Origin of the sequence: Flavobacterium xanthum (genome assembly GCF_900142695.1) — a bacterium.
In the GTDB taxonomy this organism is placed as follows: Bacteria; Bacteroidota; Bacteroidia; order Flavobacteriales; family Flavobacteriaceae; genus Flavobacterium; species Flavobacterium xanthum.
The window spans coordinates 1-21,912 of the sequence record NZ_FRBU01000051.1 but is presented as its reverse complement, the minus strand read 5'-3'; the positions used below and the strand labels follow the sequence as shown (position 1 = coordinate 21,912).

Here is a 21,912-nt window from a genome sequence, read left to right as displayed (position 1 = left end):
GTTATTTCCGATTTTAGCCTAGAAAATAGAAATGAAAACTTAAAAAACTATCTTAAGTTTCTAAAAAAGTTGCATCGCGAATAGGTCGCAGCATACTTTGGCATCTATGGATTTATTTTTGTTTAAAAAATAGAAGGTTAATCCTAAACCAAAACGATAATAGTAATCATCTCGCACTCCTCTTTTTATATAGTCGATATTATCGCTAAAATTGAGATTATGCTCTCCATACAATTTAATTCCTATATTATCGGAAGCCATATACTCGAGCCCAATACCATATTGCACTTTACCATGAATATTTTCAGAAATTTTACTCATTCCTAAACCAGCGCCCGCAAAAACAAAAGGAGTAAGCCGGTCTTTTGGCAATAATATATATTCGCCATTCAAATCAAATGTAAGGTAACCTGCATCCAATAAATTTTTGTTTGCTAAACTAAAAATATTTGTAGAAACGCTCAGATTAAAACTTGGTGCTACAAAGTATTTTAATCCACCTCTGACCATTGGCCTTAATTCTGGGTTGCTGTAATCTCCATCCATCAGAGTCGTTCCCCCGCCAATTTCCAAAGCAAGTTTAGCCCTTCTTTCTTTTAAATTTCTTCCAAATATTGCAGTAACTTCTGCTTCTTCATTTTCCTTTGCATAGTTTTTTAAGACGATATCTACTTCAGGCTGAGGAATAGCAGCTTCCCAAATTCTATCTTTTATTCCCTCCAAAACAAGGGTTGAAACTGCTTTTTCGATTGCTTCTGTCACCGCCATTTGAACAGGCTCATTGGTTGTGTAGCCCGTCTCTACCTCTAATAATCTTTTAAAATTCACATATTTAAAAAGACTTTGATCAATGGCTTGAGAAAGTATTGTTTTTGAGATGTAAACAGATTTTAATATTTTACCATTTGCAGTTGATATCATTCGAAGATATATAGTAACGCGGTCCTGTCTGTACTTAATAGAGCCACCGGTACCGAAGTAACGTGCGCCAAAACCACCAGTAATAATATTAGAATCGTATGAAATAATCCCTCCTTCAAGTAATATTCCGGCATAAAGCAGCGGCGTAATTTGAGGCACATTAGGATCCGCATCTTTTGAATATTCCTGTCTTGTAGAGCGAATAAGATTTCGTTCCTGTAGCAAATTTCCAATATTTTCTCGTTCAATAGGAATGAACCACTTTGAATCCTCTAAAGCCTTAATTAAAATAGAAGTGGCTCCTTGAGTTACAGCTGTACTAAAATTACTTCCGTTTTCTGAAGCTTTGTATTGACCTGTTTGATCTCTAAATTTATAGAGTCCTACTACAATTTGTTCTTTAGCCTTAGGAAGCTGTTTTAAAAGTGTAGTTGCTGGAGTACCTTCTCCAATAACAGCTTTTTCTATTCCAGTAGGCTGATTGTAATAAGCACCACAACTAGAGATTAAAAAAAAAATTAGCAAAGGTAAGTAGGTGTATAATCTCATATTATCGATTTGGAATGATTACTTGAGTTGTTTCTCCTGTTTTTGTATCTAAAATATCTACTGTTAAACCTCCCGAAGAAGGATAAACTTCAACGGATAAGCTGCCGAAAGTATAGGAGCCTATTTTAATACCATCACTACCAAATTGTTGTCTAAACAACGAACTTGAAATTTGACTTAAAAGCAAAGAATTTAAACTCGAAGTAAAGCGCTCCAATTCCGTTTGTTCCACCTGAGAGATCGTTTTATCTGTGAATTTATTTTGTGACTCCGCAGAGCTTGCCAGCCACTGATAGTTAAAAGTATCTCCTCCAAAAGCTGGATTCTTAGGTTTGTAAATCAAGCCTTGTGCATTTGCTGATTGAACGGCAAGTAAGAAAATCGTAAAAGAAATTAAAAGCTTCATAGGTTAAATGATAAAATTAATACTGAGTAAAATATTTCGTTTGCTTTTCTAAATTCTTAAGGTGCAAATAAGTTGCATAAATAGACTGTTCAGCCATTTCATTTAGATATTCTTCATCCGGTCTAGTTAAAAACTCATATATTATTTCATTTTCAATACTTATAATTATTTTAGTATTTCTAGAGAAAGTAAATTCCTCGTTCAAATTGACAATTTTTATCGAATTGATTTTATATTCATTGTATAAATAATAAAATAAATCGTAAAAATCTTTTCCAACCCTAGTCTTTGTGTCATCTGAAATAATTCCTGTTAGTTCAAATGCATCAGAAGGAATAATTGTTATTTTATCTTTTTTTTTTCATCCCCTAGCACAACTCTATCTTTTCCTATTAATTGTTTATTTTCATTATAGAAGAGCAGTAAAACTATAACCTCATCCTCAGTTCCCAAATTGACTGTAGAAGTTGATAAATTTTTATTTTCACTTGGATTTAAAGAAAACAACCCTTCTTGAATATTATTAGAGAGGTTATTATTTGATTTATTTTTTTTAATAACTGACAATTTATATGACAAACTTTGAACTATATCTGATAAATTTTCAGCTGTACCTGTTATTTTAATATTCTGCTCACTTTGTTCAACTTCAATTTTAGCTATCACTACAGTATTAGTCGTCTGAGAATAGGACATTTCAGAAAGCAAAACTAAAATAAGAAAAGACAAAAATTTCATTGAAGTTTTCATTGCTTAGAACTGTTTATTATTATTACGGAGGCTCCAGTTCCAGATTGAATAACCTTCATATCTCTTGAAATGGAATTTGAACCAAAATTTTGAATATTTTGATTATTCCCTTTCTGAATTAATTCCATTGTCACATCGTATTTTGTATATAATGCAAAATCGTGGATTTTATTATTATTACCAAGCTGAATCACTTTTTGGTTTAGCGAATTAGCCTGTTTATCGAGTAAAACTTCATTATTATTTCCTTTTTGCACAACGGAAATATCAATGATTTTACTCTTGAGGTACGAATTAACACTATTGTAATTCCCTATTTGTTGAATTTGAACGTTACTGCCCATTAGTTGAAGATTTAAAGAGGCACGAGAGTTAACAATATGAGAATTAGAACTAATGTATAAAGTAGCTTCTTTTTTATCCAACAATGAAATATTATTATCATCATCATATTTATAATTTACAGGTTCTCCCTGAGCTAAAACAAGCTGGAAAAAAAATAAACAAAGAATGATATTTAAAGATATAGATTTCATGATCTTATTTTTATAATAAAAAAGATGGGACAGCTGTAATGAGCTGTCCCTATCTTAAGGCTTACTTATTAGTTAGCTTGATTTACATTAGCCACATTAGAATTTCCTTGTTGTGCAGTATTATTCATGTTGCCTGAAGTGTTTCCTGTTTGCATAGTGGTCGCTCTATTATTGTTACCTTCCTGCAAAATATTATCAAGATTTCTATATCCCATTTGAGTAGTTGAAGCATCATTATTACGTCCATATTGATAATGATTCGCTACGTTTCTATCAACTATCGTTGCTGCCTTACCAACACTATTTTGGTTAATATCAGAATCATTATTTCTACCACCTTGACTAGTGTACGCTTTATTCCAATTTCCACGTTGCGTTTGAGTAGCTTCATTATAACCATGAGGAGAGAATGGTATTGCAGAAGTTAATGGCACTCCTAAGGTAAAAGTAGCCAATGTAGGAAGCGGATTATTCCCTGAAGTTCCTTGATCTATAGTAGCTTCGTTATCATTTCCTCTTTGTGTCTGAGTAGCTTTGTCATGTCCATCTAAACTTGCAGTTGCCACTACTACCTCATCTTGCCAAATTGTAGCGTCATTTCTATCCCCTCTTTGTGATTGGGTAGCCATGTTGTCCCAATTATTTTGAGAAATATAAGCATAGTTGTCATCCCCTCTTTGGAAGATGTCAGCCATGTTTTTTGCAGATGTATTAATCGAACCTACAAGCATTTGACCCGGATTAACTCCTTGGTATACGTAAGCATCATTGTTGTTCAATTCTTGTTTAACCTTGGAATTCTGAGCGGTACCAATTTGACTAACTTGTGCAAATTGAGAAAATCCAGTTTGGCCTACTGCACTTACATTTGGTCCAGCTACTGGACCTGGTTGAGCATAAGAAATTGCCACTGTACATAGCATCGCGGAGATGCTTAAAACTACTTTTTTCATAATAAATATATTTAATTGGTTGTTAATACAAATTATCATGTAGGTTTTAAAAAAGCGATTTGGGAACCACTCTAACGGTATAATAAATAACAAGATTTTTAGTATTAATACTGAAACCTTATTTGATTATTACATACCAAAGATAGAAAACATTATTAAAAAAAAACAAGTATAAATACTTGTTTTTCATCTGAATACGTGTTTTTTCGATGAAAAGCAACTCTGTATCGATGAACTACCTTGTAATACAGAAAAAAAATAAGAAAAAAATTATAAATATAGATATTCAAAGAAAAAGAAAAGATCTCCAAATATTTAACGAGAACTATACTATAATAATCTCAAAGTAACGCGCGTAAGAAAGGCTTAGCACAATAGTTTGGTAAAAGAGCATCCTATGCAGCCCAATGCTGAAGGAACATAAACGAAAAGATCTGGAATAAATAAATAGGACCACTCTTTTAGTTAATTCGCTAGCCTTTTCGTCATTGTTTATAAAAATAAAACCGTGCTACACTTCGATTGGCCATATTAAGTTCAGTATTAGCTCTAATTCCAATTTACTGAAGCAAAGTTTTTTTTACAACAGCATAGCAACAATTTTTATCGAGTAATGGATCACAAAAAAAATGCCTTTCCAAAATGGAAAGGCATATATCCTGTTAAAATTCTTCGCTTATTATTTAGTAAACAACAATTCTCTATATTTAGTCAACGTCCAAATTTCGTTATCAACCAACAACTCTAATTTATCACAGTGATTTCTAATGATTTCAAAATAAGGTTTTACTTTATTACAATAAGCTTCTGCCATTTCCTGCGCATCAGTCAAATTATTAGCACTCTTTCTCTCATTAGTCATCTCTTGTACTTTAGAGTTGATTCCTTCGATATGACCTGAAATTTCTTTTATCAAAACGATTTGTTCTTTGGCAATAGTTTCAAAATCTGTCCCAAAAATATCTTTTAGCCCCTTCACATTTGCAATCAGCGTATTTTGATAACGGATTGCAGTTGGTATAACGTGATTTTTTGAAATATCACCTAGAACGCGACCTTCAATTTGAATTTTCTTGGTATATTCCTCTAATTCAATTTCGTATCGAGCTTCTACTTCAATATGATTCATAATATTCAATTCAGAAAACAAGTCTAAAGATTGTTTAGAAATTCTTGCTTTTAAAGCTTCAGGAGTCGTTTTGAAGTTACTCAAACCTCTTTTTGCAGCTTCTACTTCCCATTCTTCACTATAACCGTCTCCTTCAAAAAGGATTTTTTTAGATTGTTTGATGTACTCTCTTAAAACATTGAAGATCGCATCGTCTTTCTTCATGTCTTTGGAATCAATCAAAGCATCAACTTCAACTTTAAAATCTCTAAGTTGTTTTGCAACAATAGCATTCAAAGTGGTCATTGCATTCGAACAGTTCGCCGTAGATCCTACTGCTCTAAACTCAAATTTATTTCCTGTAAAAGCAAATGGTGAAGTTCTATTTCTATCTGTGTTGTCTAAAAGAACGTCTGGAATTTTCCCTACTACGTTTAATTTTAGATCTGTTTTTTCTTCTGGGGATAATTTACCTGTGGTTACTCCTTCTAACTCCGCTAAAACTTTAGTCAATTGCCCCCCAATAAATACGGAGATAATTGCAGGAGGTGCTTCATTAGCTCCTAATCTGTGATCATTGCTTGCGGAGGCAATCGCAGCTCTTAATAAAGACTCATTATCATTTACGGCTTTAATCGTATTAATAAAGAAAGTCAAAAACTGTAAGTTACTCATTGGTGTTTTGCTTGGACTTAACAAGTTTACTCCAGTGTCAGTTGCTAATGACCAGTTATTGTGTTTCCCTGAACCGTTTACTCCTTTAAAAGGTTTTTCATGGAACAACACTTTCAATTCATGACGTTCTGCTACTTTTTGCATTACATCCATCAACAAACAGTTGTGATCAACGGCTAAGTTTGTTTCTTCAAAAATAGGTGCTAACTCAAATTGATTTGGTGCTACTTCATTGTGACGTGTTTTCACTGGAATTCCTAACAACATACATTCTTGCTCTAAATCTCTCATGTAAGTCAAGGCGCGTGTTGGAATTGATCCAAAATAATGATCGTCTAATTGTTGTCCCTTTGCAGAGGTATGCCCCAACAAAGTTCTTCCTGTCATAATAAGGTCAGGGCGTGAATTTGCCAAAGCTCTATCTACTAAGAAATATTCTTGTTCCCAACCTAAAGTGGCGGTAACTTTTTTTACATTTTTATCAAAATATTTACATACTTCAGTGGCTGCGTCGTCCATAACCGTTAAAGCACGTAATAAAGGTGTTTTATAATCCAAAGCCTCTCCTGTATACGAAATAAAAACAGTTGGAATACATAAGGTCGTTCCAAAAATAAACGCTGGAGATGTTGGATCCCAAGCGGTATAGCCTCGCGCTTCGAATGTGTTTCTAATTCCTCCATTTGGAAAACTAGAAGCATCCGGTTCTTGTTGTACTAATTGAGCACCACCAAACTTTTCTACTGGATCGCTACCGTCATAAGAGGTTTCAAAAAAAGCATCATGTTTCTCTGCTGTAGTTCCTGTAAGAGGTTGAAACCAGTGTGTGTAATGAGTTACTCCTTTAGACAAGGCCCATTCTTTCATACCCATGGCGATATAATCTGCTAATTTTCTGTCTATCTTAGTTCCATGCTGCACTGCATCGCGCACGCCTTTAAAAGCATCAGAAGTTAAAAATTGCTTCATCGCTTTGTCATTAAAGACATTAGCACCAAATATCGTTGATTTTCTATCTGATTCTTCAAATTTAACTGGCTTTCTAGTCGATGCTTCTCTCAAAGCTTGAAAACGTAATGTTGACATAAAAATTGATTTTAATTAATTAGACCCCTATTATTTTGATGCAAATATAATTTAATTATTACTTTTATAAAATTTTACCTCTTATTTTTATGGGTCAAGGCTTTAAATTTATTGAATCAATAGAAAAACGTACAAAAAATCGCAACTTAGCAATTTTAATTATGTTATTTTTCAAGTAACACATTTTATAAAAATTGACACTCAGAATAAGGATTTTAACTTTAGATAAAATTTTTCTTAAAGTTTAAAAATCAAAAGTATCTTTACACAAAATTTAAATAACTTACATTATGATTGTCTGGATTACTTTTTTAACCGCTGTTTTAATTTTTCTAGCACTTGATTTAGGAGTTTTCAATAAAACACCGCATATTATAAGTTCAAAAGAAGCTGGAAAATGGACTGGTATTTGGGTTGCATTATCATTTATGTTTTCTGGTGTGATCTACTGGCTCTATTCTACAAATTATATTGCTAACCCTGATAATCTTAAACCCACAACAGCTGCAATAAAATTTATTACTGGATATTTGATTGAATTATCGTTAAGTATTGACAATATATTTGTCATCGCAATCATCTTTGCCGCATTTAAAATTCCACAGAAATACCAACATCGTGTGCTATTTTGGGGAATATTAGGAGCCATCATTTTTAGAGGTTTAATGATCTTTTTTGGCGTCATGCTTATTAATAAATTCTATTGGATGACCTATATCTTTGGTGCATTCCTGATCTATACTGCTATGAAAATGTTATTTAGTGGTAAAGATGAGCAGTTCCAACCTAAAAAATCATTTGTATATAAAAGTCTTAAAAAAATAATGCCGATATCAAACCATATTGATGAGGAACATTTTTTTGTAAGAAGAAGACATATAACAGCTGCAACACCTCTTTTTGTTGCGCTAGTAGTTATTGAAGTGATGGATGTGGTTTTTGCTATTGATAGTGTACCGGCAATTTTAGCCATAACAAACGATCCCTTCTTAGTTTTTAGTTCTAATATATTTGCTATTTTGGGATTGCGTTCAATGTATTTTTTCCTTGCAAACATGTTAGCCAAATTTAGCTATTTAGAATACAGTCTGATCGCTATTTTGAGTTTCGTTGGTTTAAAAATGTTATTGCATGAATATATTAAATTACCAGAATGGGTATCACTTGCTTTTATAGCGCTTTCCCTTATTATTGGGATTGTAATTTCTTTACGAAAAAGCAGCAAAGAATTCGTTTAATACCATCATCAATTAAAACATACAAAAAAAGGGAAATCTCACGATTTCCCTTTTTTTATTCACTTTACAAGTCGATTTTCTTCACTTCACTCTTATCAACTTTCAATGCTGACATTACGGAATCAATATTGTTTTTATTAATTGTTTTAGCAAACCCATCTGGTAGAATAACGATTCTAAAAGTTTGATTTTGTGTCCAGCTGGACGGCAATGTATTCAGACTAAAATTAGCCGACAAAAAGATATTTACATTAAACCTTGAATAATCAAAGTTAAAATCTAGTGCTCCTCCATCATTAAAGTAATAAGTCTGAGGCATTAATTTCCAAATATCTTGACCATTTACCGTATCATATAAATGATATACTAAAACGGAATCCGAAGAATAAATAGGAGGATTAAATTCAACCAGGCTACTATAATTATTGTTGGAATTAAATGAAGTAGTGACTTCAAACACTTCGGTTCTTGGTCCGATATCCGTATTATCATATACTTCCGTTACTTCACAACTTTGTAGTGCCATCATCCCGATGAAAACTAAAAATAAGGTAATTTTTTTCATTCGTTATCGTTTTATAATTTATATTGAAAAACACTATTCATGAATTGTGCCAAAGTTTATTATAAAGAATTTTGTACTTTTGAATTATGGAACAAAAACTTAAATTATACATGATAATGTTAGGCTGCACGCCAGAAGGCAGGTTTACGGAGCAACATGATATTTTTTTTGGAATTGGTAGTTCCTTGAAAGAATTGGTACCTCAAATGAAATCTTTTTGGCCAGAAGCCAAAGGAAAAATTCATATTGATGCTTGGCGAGAAGTAACGGTAGTAGATGACTTCTTGATTGAAATAATCCCCAACAAAAATGCAGTTACTGCGTCATCGGAACAGCTATTTTTTATCAATTTAGGAGGTTATAAAGAAAATGAATTTGAAGAATACCATTATAAAATGCTTGCCGTTGCGAATCGTTTAGCTTTGGCAACCAAAAAATCTAAAACAACTGCTTTTTATAAACATTATGGTTTTAAAGGAGCTGAGTCGCACGTTGACGAGAAATACGGCATTGATGTAGACGATATTTATAAAGTCGTAGATATGCTACCCGCGCAATTCAAAGCCGAACATGCTTTAAAAATTACAAAATCTGATACGAATTGTCAGGAAGATACTTTGCATATTGGATATGTCAAATTAAACAAAATAAAATAAAAAAATTTCCTTGACGTATTTGCCTATTTGATGCTACTCTATCAAAAATTACATTTATTTTAAGACCTCTTTGTGAACTACAGCAGCATTTAATTTGTAAATTTAAAGTATTAAATGCACTAAAAATTAAAACAATATGGAAAAGAGAATAGCTATTTTAGCCACAAATGGATTTGAAGAAGTTGAATTAAGTTCGCCAAAAGAATATTTAGAGCAGCAAGGATGGAAAGCAGAAATTATTAGTCCAGAAAACGGAACTATAAAAGCATGGGCTAAAACAGATTGGGGGAAAGATTATAAAGTCGACCAACTTTTAAACAATGTAAAGGCTAGCGATTATGATGCACTAGTGCTCCCCGGCGGTGTAATAAATCCAGATAAATTGCGAACAAATGAAGCTGCTTTGCATTTTATTAAAGACTTTTTCAAAGAAGGAAAACCCGTCGCCGCTATTTGCCATGGGCCTCAAATTTTGATAAGCGCCAATCTAGTCAAAGGAAGGAAAATGACTTCTTATCCTTCTATAAAGATTGACTTAATCAACGCAGGTGCTGAGTGGCATGACCAAGAAGTAATTGTAGACAGAGGCCTTGTTACAAGCCGAAATCCTGATGATTTACCAGCGTTTAATAAAAAATTAGTAGAACAAATTAAAGAAGGAAAGCAACAGCAAGTTGAATAATTTTTTAGCCTTTAGGCAAAAAAAAAATGCGGAAAATATTTTCCGCATTTTTTATAATTTAGTAACCGATTTTTTTTCTTGAAAAGATCCCGATAAAAATTAGTATTACCGATACGAACGTTTCTTGAAAAGATCCCGATAAAAATCTGGATAAGCGATTCATTTTTATCATTGAAAAAGATCCCGCTCGAAAGCGGGATAAGCGATTCATCTTTTATTATTGATCAGATCCCGATAAAAATCGGGATAAGCGATTCACACACTTTTTTGCAGAGCAAAAAAGTGGTTCTCTGCTTACATATTTCTTCTATACTGACCGCCTACTTCAAATAAAGCCGAAGTGATTTGCCCCAAAGAACAAACCTTAGTTGCTTCCATTAAATGTTCAAATAAGTTTTCATTTTTAATGGCAGCCTCTTGAAGCGTATTTAAATGTTCATTTACCAAATCCTGATTTGCCTGATGTAAATGACTCAACATATCAATTTGGTATTGTTTTTCTTCTTCTGTTGCACGAATTACTTCGGCTGGAATAACAGTTGGCGAACCTTTAGAACTCAAGAACGTATTCACACCAATAATTGGAAATTCACCTGTATGTTTCAAGGTTTCATAATACAAGCTTTCTTCTTGAATTTTACTTCTTTGGTACATCGTTTCCATCGCACCAAGTACGCCACCACGTTCTGTAATTCGGTCGAATTCTAGTAAAACTGCAGCTTCCACTAAATCTGTTAATTCTTCGATGATAAATGCACCTTGAATTGGATTTTCATTTTTGGCCAGACCTAATTCTTTATTGATAATCAGCTGAATCGCCATGGCACGACGCACTGATTCTTCTGTTGGCGTTGTAATTGCTTCATCATACGCATTGGTATGCAATGAATTACAGTTGTCGTAAATGGCATATAAGGCTTGCAACGTAGTACGAATATCGTTGAAATCGATTTCCTGTGCGTGCAAAGAACGACCTGATGTTTGAATGTGGTATTTCAACATTTGGGCTCTTTCATTAGCTCCATATTTATTTTTCATGGCTTTCGCCCAAATTTTACGCGCTACACGGCCAATAACTGCATATTCCGGATCCACTCCATTCGAGAAAAAGAACGATAAATTAGGTCCAAAATCATTGATGTTCATTCCACGACTCAAATAATATTCCACGTAAGTAAACCCATTGGAAAGTGTGAAAGCCAATTGCGTGATTGGATTTGCTCCTGCCTCAGCGATGTGATATCCTGAAATAGAAACCGAATAAAAGTTTCTAACATTCTTAGTAATGAAATATTCCTGAACGTCACCCATTAAGCGCAACGCAAATTCCGTAGAGAAAATACAAGTGTTTTGTGCCTGATCTTCTTTTAAAATATCCGCTTGAACCGTTCCACGAACTTGTGATAAGGTCCTTGCTTTTATTTCATTATAGATTTCCAAAGGTAAAACCTGATCTCCGGTAACACCCAAAAGCATTAATCCTAAACCGTTATTTCCTGCAGGTAAATCCCCTTGATAATGTGGTCTTTCGACTCCTTTTCCATTATATATTTTATTTATTTTAGCCTCTATTTCTTTTTCAAGATGCTGTTCTTTAATGTAAAACTCACATTGTTGATCAATAGCTGCATTCATGAAGAATCCTAGTAGCATTGGCGCCGGTCCATTAATAGTCATACTCACCGAAGTCATGGCATGAACCAAATCAAAACCAGAATATAATTTTTTGGCATCATCCAAACAACATATAGAAACTCCGGCATTACCAATTTTTCCATAAATATCAGGACGAACGTGTGGGTCATTTCCGTATAAAGTCACACTATCAAAAGCGGTTGACAATCGTTTTGCAGGCAATCCTGCACTCACATAATGAAAACGCTTGTTCGTTCTTTCTGGCCCACCTTCTCCTGCAAACATACGAGAAGGATCTTCTCCTTCACGTTTAAAAGGATACAATCCTGCGGTAAAAGGAAATTCTCCAGGAACGTTTTCCTGCAAACACCAACGTAAAATATCACCCCAAGCTTTATACTTTGGTAATGCTATTTTCGGAATTTGAGAATGCGAAAGCGACTCTGTATGCGTCGCCATTTTTATTTCTCTATCGCGAACTTTGAACGTATACACTGGATTTTTGTACTTATTTACTTTTTCGTCCCAAGTCAAAATAATTTCCCAATTGTAGGGATCCAAATCCATTTTTACTTTATCGAATTGATTTAGTAAAAGGTTGAGGAATATTTTATTTTCGGCAGCACCTGATTTTTCAGATTCTAAAGCTGTTGGTAAAACTGAATCGTCATCAATCCCAGTTTTATTTATTAAAGGTACTTTCCCAGAGACCGTTTCTAATGTTTTGAAAATCCCATATAATTTCTGAGCTACTTGTTCTTGGCTAACTGCGGTAACATCATATTTGCGATTGCTCTCCGCTATTTCTGACAAGTAACGTGTTCTATGTGGTGGAATGACAAATATTTTCTCGCTCATTTCACGCGTGATTTTAAAAGTCGATTTCAGATCTGAATCTGTTTTCTCGACAATCTTATCCATAATTGCTTTATAAAGCGTATTCATTCCCGGATCATTAAATTGCGAAGCAATAGTTCCGAAAACTGGCATATCATCTGGACTTGCATCCCATAAATTATGATTGCGTTGGTACTGTTTTTTGACATCACGAATGGCATCTAACGCTCCACGTTTGTCAAATTTATTTAAAGCGACCAAATCAGCAAAATCTAACATATCGATTTTTTCCAACTGAGTTGCTGCTCCAAATTCTGGTGTCATTACATACAAAGAAACATCGGAATGATCCATAATTTCGGTATCAGATTGACCAATTCCAGAAGTTTCAAGAATTATAATATCATATTTTGCAGCTTTTAATACTTGAATCGCTTCAGCAACATATTTAGACAAAGCTAAATTTGATTGACGAGTTGCTAACGAACGCATGTAAACTCTAGGATTATTGATAGCATTCATTCGAATTCTATCTCCCAATAATGCTCCTCCTGTTTTACGTTTTGAAGGATCGACAGATATTAAACCAATGGTTTTTTCTGGAAAATCGATTAAGAAACGACGTACTAACTCATCTACTAATGATGATTTTCCTGAACCACCTGTTCCTGTAATTCCTAAAACTGGAATTTTTGAGGTTTCGTTATTTTTATGAATAGTTTCAAAAACTGGTTTTGCTATTTCTGGAAAGTTTTCAGCAGCAGAAATTAATCGAGCAATTGCTGTTGGATTTTTTTCTTCAATATGGGATAATTCTCCGTTTAGCTTGTTTCCTACAGGATAATCCGATTGTTCCACTAAATCATTTATCATCCCTTGCAATCCCATGGCACGTCCATCATCAGGTGCATAAATGCGGGTAATTCCGTATGCTTGCAATTCCGCTATTTCAGAGGGCAAAATAACCCCGCCACCGCCTCCAAATATTTTAATTTGTCCCGCTCCCTTCTCTTGAAGCAAGTCGTACATATATTTAAAATATTCGTTGTGTCCACCTTGGTAAGAAGTTATTGCAATAGCATTCGCATCTTCTTGAATTGCAGTATTAACCACTTCTTCAACGCTTCGGTCGTGACCTAAATGAATTACCTCAACACCTGTAGATTGAATAATCCTACGCATAATGTTGATTGCGGCATCGTGACCGTCAAAAAGAGCAGCTGCTGTAACAATTCTTACTTTATTGTTAGGGATATACGGTTTTTGTTGTTCCATTTTTATTTAAATGTCGATTTTAGGACCGCAATTTACGAAAATAATAAAAATTAATTGTTGAAAATATCAATTTTAAGAGTGAATCTTGTGATTTTTAAAACGGGCAGCAATAATTATTTTACTATTTTTTTAGACGCGCTGCTTACTTCTGACAGTCAGGCCCTCTAAATTATACTTTTTAGATCCTATTTATCCGTATAGTAGCACAATTCCTCCTTTGCACTGAAACATAAATTAGATTTTTTCATTGCTACCCTCTTCAATTAGTTGCTAACTTTATGCATAGCGAGTAGTTGAATCGGACTCTTATTAGGAGCACTGCAATGATGTGACTTATTCTTAAAAAATTAAAAAGGAATTATTTCTGGTATTTCATTGCTACCCAATTCAATTTTGTATTCTTTTAAAAAAATATCATCAATAATGTAAAACAAAAATTTACGCTCATTTAAAATATTTTTTTGTAATTTTAAAACTGATTGTGTAAATACAATTAGCGTATTCAAAATTACTACCTTGAAAAGTTGTTCTTTTATAAACAAACCAATATTTGAAACCTGAATGAATCATTTCTACAAAGCAATTTTTTATTTATGATTTTAATTGACCTATATTTCTCAAAGGAGCTACTTAGCTTAGGAGGCATTATCAATGGAGCTGGCTTACAGTCATTTCTAATTCAAGAAAGAAAATGTTGCGAATAAATTTCATTTAAATGGCTTTCTTGTAAATAAAACCAGTAATCTGGGCTAACTAGAGTTAAATACTTAAACGACTTTTCATTCTTAGTTAAAATACACAGTTGTACAATTTCACTTTAAAAATGAATCTATGCGAGTTCCTGTTATTCGAAAAAATATAAAATTCTTGCCTGATTGCAGTAGAGTTGTTGCCAGGTATTTTATGAATGGTGATTCTCGAACCCAAAAAATGGTAAGCCATATTATGGTTTTGAGCGAAAAACAAGTTCAAGAAACCTTAGAACATACGCTACGTGAATTTGCTAGAAGACACCGTAATATTTCACAAACATTTTTTAGGCATTGCGAAAAAATTAGAGGTTTGATAGAAGGCATGCAAATTAATTACAACCAGCTATCCGATGAGCGAAAAATGCTTATTGGTTCCTATTGTACAATGGAATATGCAATAGAATCTGCCGCCTTTTTTAATCCGTCTATGGTCGAAGATTTTGACCAATCAGATCTTCAAAATGGAGAAAAACGAATTATTATATCTTTTCGTGCGACAGGAGAAGGACATATTTCATCCATTGTTTTTAGAAGAGGAATTCTAGATAAAAATAATGATCTACAAGTGATGAAAATAGGAGACAATATTGATAAAGCAGAGATTGCCCGTAAAACCTTATACAATAAAGAGCGATTTCTCGTCAAATTGGCAGAAATGAATACATCAGATAAATGTTCTGCCCAAATCATGCGAGAGTTGCCGGATCAATTCGAATATACTGCCTTAAAAAATATAATTAATAAAGCCTTAAGCGATCCAACGATTCTCCGAGAAAGAAGAACTGCGCTTGAAGAAGTACTATGGCTGGCGGATTCATTTTACGATTTACAATTCAAACACGATTCTGATATTACAGAACGTGTTATATTTCCAATATCAGATTCTGAAAGTCGCGGTATTGAAGATGCCCGTTTTGTGCGCTTCCTCGATGACGATGGATCAGATAGAATAATTGCCACTTACACCGCTTACAACGGTCATGCAATATTGCCAAAACTTATTTCTACTAAAGACTTTTACAACTTTCGCGTCGTCCCTCTGTATGGAGCCGGTGCTCAAAATAAAAATCTAGCACTGTTTCCAAGAAAAATTAAGGGAAAGTATGCTATGCTTTCCCGGATTGATGGCGTTAATAATTACATCATGTATTCAGATCGCCGGACACAATGGGACAATCCAATTATTCTTCAAGAACCTCGTTTTTCCTGGGAATTTACCCAAATTGGTAATTGCGGATCACCACTTTGGACTAAAGAGGGCTGGTTAGTAATTACGCACGGCGTAGGTGCTATGAGACGGTATTGCTTAGGTGCTTCGCTGCTTGATCTTGACGACCCTTCCAAGGAAATTGGAAGATTAAAAGAGCCCTTATTAGCACCACTCGAAGGGGAACGGGAAGGATATGTACCCAATGTCGTCTATTCTTGTGGTTCGATTATTCACAATAACAGTCTTATACTTCCCTATGCAGTATCCGATTATTCGTCTACTTATGGTGTGGTAGACTTAGAAGAATTATTAGATGCTTTGAAGAAAAGCAAATAATATAAATCCCCTTTTTTGAAAATTACTTGTTTTAAAAATTTGGATACCATCTACTTATAATAATGAGTAGTTTGTTTTTACTATTTTTTAAACTCTTTATCAATTAAATCTCCTATTATTCTTGAATAGCAATAAAATGGTTGCTGCAAACAATAGCGCGCAATGCCTTCTGTTTTTGCTCCGATCTTTTGACAGCGTAAAAAAAATCACTACTGAAATACTTTTAGCTAAAAATGATTGTAGTGCTGCTATTTCCATCTAGCTTATCCTCAGTCCAAGCCTTTCTTTTTGATCCTTGTTTAAAAAATAGAGCATAAAAACTCGATGGCTTTACAATAGAAATAAATCACGAGCAGGAACCTACTATTGTACGCTAAAAGAGGCCCTTTGAGCTCCTTTGAATCTTTTAACAAACGGCCTTCTATTTTCTTTCGGAATATTTTTACTACTAAAAGGCATAGTGTTTGCTTATCTTTGAAAAAACGAATTAAATATCAGACTTATGAAAAAAATTGTACTGCTTTTAACTGCCTTTTCCTTATTTGGTTGTGCCGAAATGCAACAAGTTTTAAATCAATTTCCACAGACGCCAGGAATTGGTGGAATTGATATTGCTGGCGGACTGAAAGAAGCGCTGAATAATGGAATTTCAAAACAAGTAACAAAATTGACCGCTACTGATGGTTTTTATAGAAATGAAGCTGTAAAAATTTTGCTGCCGGAAGAATTGAGAAAAGTAGACGCTGGATTGCGAAGAATTGGACTAAGTTCGTTAGCTGACGAAGGATTGAAAGTATTGAATCGTGCCGCGGAAGACGCAGTTAAAGAAGCGACACCAATATTTGTTGATGCGGTTCGCAACATGACTTTTTACGATGCCAAAACAATTTTGATGGGTAATGAAAGTTCTGCTACTTCTTATTTACAAAACAGTACGTCGACTGCTTTGTACGGAAAATTTAGTCCTGTGATTAAAAATTCGTTTATAAAAGTGGGGGCCGATAAAGTTTGGACGAACATCATTACGAAATACAACAGTATTCCATTAGTGAATAAAGTGAATCCTGACTTAACTGATTACGTTACCAATCAAGCATTGAATGGTGTATTTAAAATGGTTGCCGTGGAAGAAAAAAACATCAGAACGACTTTGAGCGCGAGAACCTCTATCTTATTGCAAAAAGTTTTTGCTTTGCAGGATAAAAACTAGCTAGAAAGCATTTCTATTTTTAGAACATTAAACCGTTAAATTCAATTTTTTTATCAAAAATATAAGGTTATTTTTGATAAATAGTATTGATAAACGCAAGGCCCTAGCCCTGATAGAAGCGATATCCTTTCCTTATCTCGTTTTTTGGAACGAGACAAGGAAAGATTTAGCGGATAGCAGGAAACAGCTCCTGAAATATATCAAGATAAAAACTAAAAATAGTAAAATGCAAAAAATTACAATTCTAATTCATTGCCAAGATCAAAAAGCAATTATTGCCTCTGTTACCAATTACATTGCTTCGATTGAAGGAAATATTATTTATTTAGATCAGCATGTAGATGCAGATGAGAATGTTTTTTTTATGCGTTTAGAATGCGAGTTCAGCGCCCAAAACTGGGATATGGACACCATAAAAAAGGACTTTCAGACTCATTTAGCTGCGCCGTTTAAAATGTCTTGGGAAATTTACACGCAGGAATACAAACCTAAAATGGCTTTATTTGTTTCTAAATACGACCATTGTTTGTATGATATTTTAGGACGCTACAGCGCTGGCGAATTACAACTTGAAATCCCACTTATAATTAGTAATCACGAAGATTTAAGAGCCGTGGCGGAACGTTTTTCGATTCCATTTCATTATGTTCCTTTTAGCAAAGAAATTAAGACGGAAGGCGAACGGAAACAAATGGATTTATTAAAAGAATACAATGTTGATTTTATTGTTTTGGCGCGTTACATGCAAATTATAACTCCCGGACTAATTGCTCTTTATAAAAACAAAATCATCAACATTCATCATTCTTTTCTTCCTGCCTTTCCAGGAGCAAAACCGTATCATTCCGCTTTTAAACGGGGTGTAAAAATAATTGGTGCCACAAGTCATTACGTGACCGAAGGATTAGATGAAGGCCCTATCATCGAACAGGATATTTCGAGAGTTTCGCACAGTCATTCTATAGAAGATTTTATTATAAAAGGAAGAGATCTAGAACGCATGGTTTTGGCTAGAGCAATAAAGTTGCATGCAGAACGAAAAACAATGGTATACAACAATAAAACGGTCGTGTTTTCATAGGCAATAGAAACGCTTTGTGCTGCATTCAGATTTTGCACCACAATTTTCTCTGCAGCAGTTATTTATGCAAATTATTAAATTCGATCCTGACGATTAAAAGTTAACTTATGTCCAACAAAGTAATAACAAAATCTTAACAGCACAAGGTCCGCTTAAGTGTGATCTTTGCAGAGTAATAAACTGGTTATTTATTATTTTGGTTTTGGTTAGTTAAAGAATTGCCTGCATGTATAATGCGGGCTTTTTTTTTATTTGGCTGTTTTTATAAAGGAGAGGACAGCATCATTGAAAGCAATAGGTTGCTCTACATTAACAACATGTCCACAATTTTCTATTACAAAGAGTTTTGACGATTTATAATGATTCTCCACTACTGTCCTAACGGATGGTAAAAACATATAATCTTCTTCACCCATTACGTACAGCGTAGGGATATTCAATTCAACTTGTCGGAACCACTTTAAGATGGGATTTATTTCAGCGGTTAGTTTAAACCATTTAATAAATTCTTTTTGGTATAATTTCTTAGCCTCATTGATAAAAAGTACGCGAGATTGCTTGTGACTTTTTTTGGGCATAATTACAAAAGCAAAAAACTTATATAAAACCAAATACGGCAAAACGTATTTAAACATATTCCCCAACCGCATTAATACTTGAGAGCGGAAATTCATTTTTAAAATTGCTCCACCTAGAATCATACTTTGAACCCGTTCTGGATACATTTCGGCCAACTGTCTTATCAAAATAGTCCCTAATGAAATGCCAACAAAATGCGATTTTTTAATTTTAAGAAAGTCTAAGACTTCCAGAATGTCATTGGCCAAAGCCGAAAAAGTATATTTCTGTTTGAATGCTGCTTTTAAAGTAGGTTTTGATTCCCCGTGACCTCGCAAATCCAATAACAATACATTGTATTGTTTTTTAAAATCACGAATTTGTTTGAACCAAATAGAAGAACTTCCACCGGCACCATGAACAAAAGTTACCCATTGATCGCTGTTTTTATTTTCGTAAATGGTATAATTGATCACTTGCTTTTTTTTGTAAAAATAGGGCTTTAATTTTAAATCCCAATCTTAACAAAAAATAATGCTCGATTTATAATTGTATGCCGTAAATTTGCAAAAAATTTGCACCCATGAAAGGAATATTGAAAGAGAAAAGTGAAATAGAAAAGCTTAAAAAAGAATACCAAATGTTCTCTGAGTTGAATTTCAACTTCGAAAAAGACACTGAGCAGTCAAGCATGACAAAAGAAGAATTGATTTTAGAAGAATGCGAATTATAATTTTTCGTGCATTTTTTTAAAATAATCAAACGCTTTTAGCAGCCTGCTTCCATACCAAGAAAACATCTCGCCATCAACAAATACTGTTTTGGCGTGATGCGTGTGTCTTCCAATCTCAAAGGCATCTTCCTCTGCAAAAGGATAGGGCTCTGAGGAAAGAAAAACTAAATCTGGATCACCTTCTAAACGCATTTTTTTGAGTTCGATTTCAGGGTAACGCCCTTTGTTTTGGTATATATTTTCAAAATGATTTAGTTTCAATAACTCATTAATAAAATTATCCGAACCAGCTACCATAAAAGGTTTTTTCCAAATGAAATAGGCTACTTTTTTGACTTCTTTGTCTTTGATATAATTTTTAAAATCACTCCAGGCAAAAGCCAATTTATCATTCCATTTTTGCGCTTCGGTTCTACAATTGAACAACTGACCAAAGTCGGTTATCATCTGAAAATTATCTTCAATAGTTACAATATTTGTCACCCAAACTGGACAAATTTTCCGCAACTGCTCCACCATTTCCAATGTGTTTTCTTCTTTATTACAAATGATAATATCCGGCTGTAGCAATCTGATTTTCTCAAAATGTACTTTCTTGGTTCCACCAACGCTTTTCTTAGTGGATTTAAAATGATACGGATGCACACAGAATTTAGTAATTCCGATGATTTTATCTTCAAGACCTAAATCATATAATAATTCCGTTTGTGAGGGAACAAGTGAAATGATTCGGCTAGGCGAAGTTTCAAAAGTATGTGTTGTTCCGATTTGATCGATAAGTGTTTTTTGTTTCAAGTTGAAAGTTTAAAGTGTTAAAGCGTCAATTGACCGCTTTTTTACCATTAAGAAAAATTAAGTTTTTACAAATAAGAGTATTATGAAGAATAACTTGTTAAACATATAAGTCATTTAAGTTTTTAACTTACCATGAATTTATCCAGTCAAATAGTTCATTTAAGAAAGCCATAGCTTTATAAAGAACGCTTTTAACTTATATACCTTGTTAAGTATTATTTAGCAAGCTAACATTCTTTAACTTAAATGACTCTTCTGTTTCATAATTAAAGGCTGTGTGTTTTATGTTTTGGTTACAACCTGAAACTTTAAACAATAAACTTCAAATTCATTATTTCTTCCATTTCCTGTTGTATTTTCAACGCTTCGACTCTTGCTTTTTGAGCAAAATCAGTTCCATTTGAAGTATAAATAATTGCTCTGGAGGAATTTACAAGCAAACCTACATTTGCATTCATACCATATTTACAAACTTCAGACAAGCTTCCGCCTTGAGCGCCCACACCGGGAACCAGCAAGAAACTATCTGGAACAATTTTGCGGATTTCACTAAAATATTCCGCTTTGGTAGCGCCCACAACGTACATCAAGTTTTCACTGTTTTTCCAAGATTTAGACGTTTCCAAAACTTGTTTGTACAATTCTTTTCCTCCCGAAATTTCTGGATTCGTGATTAACGTCTGAAAATCAAAAGCACCTTCGTTTGAAGTCAAAGCCAGCATAATGGTATGTTTATTTTCGAATGCTAAAAAGGGTTCCACCGAATCTTTTCCCATATAAGGCGCAACGGTAACGCTATCAAAATTCAAATCTTCAAAAAAAGCTTTGGCGTACATCGAAGATGTATTTCCTATATCCCCTCTTTTTGCATCAGCAATCGTGAAAATTTCAGGATAATTTTCGTTAAGGTATTGAATTGTTTTTTGTAATGACATCCAGCCTTTTATACCATAAGCTTCATAAAAAGCAGTGTTTGGCTTATAAGCCACTGCGAAGTCATGAGTCGCATCAATTATGGCTTTGTTGAATTCAAAAATAGGATCTTCAAGTGCTAATAAATGGTGTGGGATTTTTTCTAAATCAACATCTAGCCCTATAGTTAGAAATGATTTCTTGATTTTGATTTGGTCAATTAATTGTTGTGTTGTCATTTTTATGTAGTTGTGCGGCAAAATTACAAACATACAATTGATAACAGTTATGATATTGCAATAAAATTTGAATATTTATAGCATGAAATCGAACTGTAAATATCCAGTATTATATTTCTCTTGAATTCAATTAATAAATGCGAAAGTTAGGAATCTCAAAGAAAGATGAAATATTTTTTCAGAACAAAGAAAAGAAAATTAATTCTTTTCCCTG

19 protein-coding genes are annotated in these 21,912 nt (G+C 33.7%); 7 read left to right on the top strand and 12 right to left on the bottom strand.

Going from position 1 to position 21,912, the window contains the following annotated elements; genetic code table 11:
* Nucleotides 1–60: 60 nt before the first annotated feature.
* The 7 genes from BUC11_RS14965 to BUC11_RS14935 all read right to left on the bottom strand — a co-directional run bounded on the left by BUC11_RS14965 (nt 61) and on the right by BUC11_RS14935 (nt 6,984).
* Complete coding sequence (locus tag BUC11_RS14965; RefSeq protein WP_073355360.1) at nt 61–1,470, bottom strand: CsgG/HfaB family protein; 1,410 nt, start codon at nt 1,468–1,470, stop codon at nt 61–63.
* A gap of 1 nt (nt 1,471) precedes the next feature.
* The gene (locus BUC11_RS14960) at nt 1,472–1,876 is read right to left on the bottom strand and encodes a curli assembly protein CsgF (RefSeq protein WP_066082459.1); all 405 of its coding nucleotides are present in this window, start codon (nt 1,874–1,876) and stop codon (nt 1,472–1,474) included.
* Between the two features lie 16 nt (nt 1,877–1,892).
* Nucleotides 1,893–2,180 (bottom strand): CsgE family curli-type amyloid fiber assembly protein, encoded by a 288-nt coding sequence (locus BUC11_RS14955; protein ID WP_082854360.1) that lies wholly within the window; start codon nt 2,178–2,180, stop codon nt 1,893–1,895.
* Nucleotides 2,181–2,218: 38 nt separating this feature from the next.
* Nucleotides 2,219–2,626: a curli-like amyloid fiber formation chaperone CsgH gene (gene csgH, locus BUC11_RS14950; RefSeq protein WP_245793924.1), complete on the bottom strand. Its 408-nt coding sequence runs from the start codon at nt 2,624–2,626 to the stop codon at nt 2,219–2,221.
* A complete protein-coding gene (locus BUC11_RS14945; protein ID WP_073355358.1) occupies nt 2,623–3,162 on the bottom strand; it encodes a hypothetical protein in 540 nt (179 codons plus the stop codon). Before BUC11_RS14945 ends, csgH begins: the two co-directional genes overlap by 4 nt.
* 68 nt (nt 3,163–3,230) lie before the next feature.
* Entirely contained in the window at nt 3,231–4,115 is an 885-nt protein-coding gene (locus BUC11_RS14940) for a hypothetical protein (RefSeq protein WP_073355357.1), read from the bottom strand.
* Nucleotides 4,116–4,794: 679 nt separating this feature from the next.
* Nucleotides 4,795–6,984, bottom strand: a complete 2,190-nt coding sequence (locus tag BUC11_RS14935) for a glutamine synthetase III family protein (protein WP_073355355.1) — start codon at nt 6,982–6,984, stop codon at nt 4,795–4,797.
* A 290-nt stretch (nt 6,985–7,274) separates the two neighbouring features.
* Between BUC11_RS14935 and BUC11_RS14930 the strand changes: the two genes are divergently transcribed.
* Nucleotides 7,275–8,222 (top strand): TerC family protein, encoded by a 948-nt coding sequence (locus BUC11_RS14930; protein WP_073355353.1) that lies wholly within the window; start codon nt 7,275–7,277, stop codon nt 8,220–8,222.
* A 64-nt stretch (nt 8,223–8,286) separates the two neighbouring features.
* Here the strand turns inward: BUC11_RS14930 and BUC11_RS14925 are convergent, their stop codons facing one another.
* Nucleotides 8,287–8,787, bottom strand: coding sequence for a hypothetical protein (locus tag BUC11_RS14925; protein ID WP_073355351.1), 501 nt, complete (start codon nt 8,785–8,787; stop codon nt 8,287–8,289).
* Between the two features lie 86 nt (nt 8,788–8,873).
* On the opposite strand from BUC11_RS14925, the gene BUC11_RS14920 reads away from it, so the two are divergent.
* Nucleotides 8,874–9,443, top strand: a complete 570-nt coding sequence (locus BUC11_RS14920) for a DUF1543 domain-containing protein (RefSeq protein WP_073355349.1) — start codon at nt 8,874–8,876, stop codon at nt 9,441–9,443.
* A gap of 136 nt (nt 9,444–9,579) precedes the next feature.
* The gene (locus BUC11_RS14915; RefSeq protein ID WP_073355348.1) at nt 9,580–10,125 is read left to right on the top strand and encodes a type 1 glutamine amidotransferase domain-containing protein; all 546 of its coding nucleotides are present in this window, start codon (nt 9,580–9,582) and stop codon (nt 10,123–10,125) included.
* 294 nt (nt 10,126–10,419) lie between these two features.
* Here the strand turns inward: BUC11_RS14915 and BUC11_RS14910 are convergent, their stop codons facing one another.
* A complete protein-coding gene (locus tag BUC11_RS14910; protein ID WP_073355346.1) occupies nt 10,420–13,872 on the bottom strand; it encodes a methylmalonyl-CoA mutase family protein in 3,453 nt (1,150 codons plus the stop codon).
* Between the two features lie 831 nt (nt 13,873–14,703).
* On the opposite strand from BUC11_RS14910, the gene BUC11_RS14900 reads away from it, so the two are divergent.
* From BUC11_RS14900 to purU, 3 genes are all read left to right on the top strand, one after another.
* The gene (locus BUC11_RS14900; protein ID WP_073355342.1) at nt 14,704–16,170 is read left to right on the top strand and encodes a glycoside hydrolase family 130 protein; all 1,467 of its coding nucleotides are present in this window, start codon (nt 14,704–14,706) and stop codon (nt 16,168–16,170) included.
* 502 nt (nt 16,171–16,672) lie between these two features.
* Nucleotides 16,673–17,380: a DUF4197 domain-containing protein gene (locus BUC11_RS14895; RefSeq protein WP_073355341.1), complete on the top strand. Its 708-nt coding sequence runs from the start codon at nt 16,673–16,675 to the stop codon at nt 17,378–17,380.
* 226 nt (nt 17,381–17,606) lie between these two features.
* A complete protein-coding gene (gene purU / locus BUC11_RS14890) occupies nt 17,607–18,461 on the top strand; it encodes a formyltetrahydrofolate deformylase (protein ID WP_073355361.1) in 855 nt (284 codons plus the stop codon).
* A gap of 248 nt (nt 18,462–18,709) precedes the next feature.
* On the opposite strand, the gene BUC11_RS14885 is transcribed toward purU, so the two are convergent.
* A complete protein-coding gene (locus BUC11_RS14885) occupies nt 18,710–19,495 on the bottom strand; it encodes an alpha/beta fold hydrolase (RefSeq protein WP_073355339.1) in 786 nt (261 codons plus the stop codon).
* Between the two features lie 107 nt (nt 19,496–19,602).
* Between BUC11_RS14885 and BUC11_RS17020 the strand changes: the two genes are divergently transcribed.
* On the top strand, nt 19,603–19,752 hold the full coding sequence (locus BUC11_RS17020) for a hypothetical protein (RefSeq protein ID WP_175547765.1): 150 nt from the start codon (nt 19,603–19,605) through the stop codon (nt 19,750–19,752).
* Here BUC11_RS17020 and BUC11_RS14880 read toward each other — a convergent pair.
* Nucleotides 19,747–20,547, bottom strand: coding sequence for an ABC transporter substrate-binding protein (locus BUC11_RS14880; RefSeq protein ID WP_073355338.1), 801 nt, complete (start codon nt 20,545–20,547; stop codon nt 19,747–19,749). The genes BUC11_RS17020 and BUC11_RS14880 overlap by 6 nt on opposite strands.
* A gap of 308 nt (nt 20,548–20,855) precedes the next feature.
* On the bottom strand, nt 20,856–21,698 hold the full coding sequence (gene pyrF, locus BUC11_RS14875; protein WP_073355336.1) for an orotidine-5'-phosphate decarboxylase: 843 nt from the start codon (nt 21,696–21,698) through the stop codon (nt 20,856–20,858).
* Nucleotides 21,699–21,912 lie beyond the last annotated feature (214 nt).

Excerpts from the sequence above, each read along its gene's own strand:
- BUC11_RS14930 (WP_073355353.1), top strand. The coding sequence starts at position 7,275 with ATGATTGTCTGGATTACTTTTTTAACCGCTGTTTTAATTTTTCTAGCA.
- BUC11_RS14915 (WP_073355348.1), top strand. The coding sequence starts at position 9,580 with ATGGAAAAGAGAATAGCTATTTTAGCCACAAATGGATTTGAAGAAGTT.
- BUC11_RS14895 (WP_073355341.1), top strand. The coding sequence starts at position 16,673 with ATGAAAAAAATTGTACTGCTTTTAACTGCCTTTTCCTTATTTGGTTGT.
- purU (WP_073355361.1), top strand. The coding sequence starts at position 17,607 with ATGCAAAAAATTACAATTCTAATTCATTGCCAAGATCAAAAAGCAATT.
- BUC11_RS14940 (WP_073355357.1), bottom strand. The coding sequence starts at position 4,115 with ATGAAAAAAGTAGTTTTAAGCATCTCCGCGATGCTATGTACAGTGGCA.
- BUC11_RS14925 (WP_073355351.1), bottom strand. The coding sequence starts at position 8,787 with ATGAAAAAAATTACCTTATTTTTAGTTTTCATCGGGATGATGGCACTA.
- pyrF (WP_073355336.1), bottom strand. The coding sequence starts at position 21,698 with ATGACAACACAACAATTAATTGACCAAATCAAAATCAAGAAATCATTT.
- csgH (WP_245793924.1), bottom strand. The coding sequence starts at position 2,626 with ATGAAAACTTCAATGAAATTTTTGTCTTTTCTTATTTTAGTTTTGCTT.
- BUC11_RS14935 (WP_073355355.1), bottom strand. The coding sequence starts at position 6,984 with ATGTCAACATTACGTTTTCAAGCTTTGAGAGAAGCATCGACTAGAAAG.
- BUC11_RS14900 (WP_073355342.1), top strand. The coding sequence starts at position 14,704 with ATGCGAGTTCCTGTTATTCGAAAAAATATAAAATTCTTGCCTGATTGC.
- BUC11_RS14920 (WP_073355349.1), top strand. The coding sequence starts at position 8,874 with ATGGAACAAAAACTTAAATTATACATGATAATGTTAGGCTGCACGCCA.
- BUC11_RS14960 (WP_066082459.1), bottom strand. The coding sequence starts at position 1,876 with ATGAAGCTTTTAATTTCTTTTACGATTTTCTTACTTGCCGTTCAATCA.
- BUC11_RS17020 (WP_175547765.1), top strand. The coding sequence starts at position 19,603 with ATGAAAGGAATATTGAAAGAGAAAAGTGAAATAGAAAAGCTTAAAAAA.
- BUC11_RS14965 (WP_073355360.1), bottom strand. The coding sequence starts at position 1,470 with ATGAGATTATACACCTACTTACCTTTGCTAATTTTTTTTTTAATCTCT.
- BUC11_RS14910 (WP_073355346.1), bottom strand. The coding sequence starts at position 13,872 with ATGGAACAACAAAAACCGTATATCCCTAACAATAAAGTAAGAATTGTT.
- BUC11_RS14945 (WP_073355358.1), bottom strand. The coding sequence starts at position 3,162 with ATGAAATCTATATCTTTAAATATCATTCTTTGTTTATTTTTTTTCCAG.